The sequence below is a fragment of the Pararhizobium sp. PWRC1-1 genome (assembly GCF_049897905.1).
Taxonomy (GTDB): domain Bacteria; phylum Pseudomonadota; class Alphaproteobacteria; order Rhizobiales; family Rhizobiaceae; genus Pararhizobium.
This window is the reverse complement of sequence record NZ_JAFCXE010000069.1, coordinates 1-1,101: the sequence shown is the minus strand read 5'-3', so window position 1 is coordinate 1,101 and position 1,101 is coordinate 1. Positions and strand designations below refer to the sequence as shown.

The window sequence follows — 1,101 nt, the reverse complement described above, 5'->3', positions numbered from 1 at the left end:
TAGGGCTAAAGTCCTGTATCACCACAGTAAACGTGGATCGCAAGCCATCCCGGGGAACAAACTCCGGCGCGTTCTATTCACGCTAGATTGAACATAGGAACCGACGATGGACACTAGTTTGCATGAAGCCCGCTGGCTTTTGATACCGATCGTGGGACTGATCTTTGCAATGCTAGCAACTGGCCTGTTGGCAGGTTGAACCGCAGCTCGCTAGACGGGAGTGCGATTGCGGAGGACCATCGCAGCTTCCGTTCTATTGCTGGTGCCGAGTTTTGCAAAAATATGGGTCATATGCTGTTTGATTGTCTTCTCATGGACGCCGAGCCGGAGCGCTATCCGCTTGTTACTGAGCCCTTCCGCAACTAGGTCCAGGACCTCTTGCTCGCGGCTCGTCAATTCGTTGATCGGATTGGGCTGCTTTGCCAAGGCGGCGGCCGATGACATGTCGGAGAGCAGCCGCGCTGACAGGGTCGGGGATACATATGTCTCTCCGGCAGCGACCGATTTGACTATGTCCGCCAGCACCCGTGATCCGACGCCCTTTAAAACATAGGCCTTTGCCCCCTTGTCCAGAGCGCTCATGACGTCGTCGCTTGTTTCCGAGACTGTCAGCATCATTATCTTTTGCTCAGAGTTGATTTCCAGGATAGGCAGGATCGCATTCAGCCCACCGCCTGGCATCGAAATATCCATGAGCAGGATATCAGGCTTCAGGGTGGCGCAGATCTCAAGCGCGTCCTCCCTTGTTGAGCCTTCACCAACTATTTTGAAACCTTGGATTTCCGAAAGAATCCGCATGACGCCTTCACGGAAAAGCGGGTGATCGTCGATGACTGCAATTGTTATCTCTCCCATCACGAGGGCTCCATTTCATCTAGGTTTAAGGACATGCACAGCTCGGTTCCCCGACCAGATGTATCCAAATCGAATGCTCCCCCAAGGCTTTCAACCCGTTCTCGCAGACCCGACAGGCCTAGGCTGGACGGCTTGATTTTGGTTGGGTCAAAACCTGGACCGCTATCACCAACTTTAACAGAGACGGTTCGCCCGTCGTAGGTCTGGATGACATATTGCCCAGCGCCACCGCCGTGACGATACCCG

General features: G+C 54.1%; 2 protein-coding genes. Both read right to left on the bottom strand.

The genetic code is table 11. From position 1 onward, the window contains the following. Positions 1-210: 210 nt before the first annotated feature. A complete protein-coding gene (locus ACP7E0_RS34925) occupies positions 211-858 on the bottom strand; it encodes a response regulator (protein WP_426131940.1) in 648 nt (215 codons plus the stop codon). Continuing rightward, positions 855-1,101, bottom strand: a 247-nt coding sequence (locus ACP7E0_RS34920; protein ID WP_426131938.1) for a sensor histidine kinase, incomplete at its 5' end; no start/stop codon positions are given. The genes ACP7E0_RS34925 and ACP7E0_RS34920, both read right to left, overlap by 4 nt.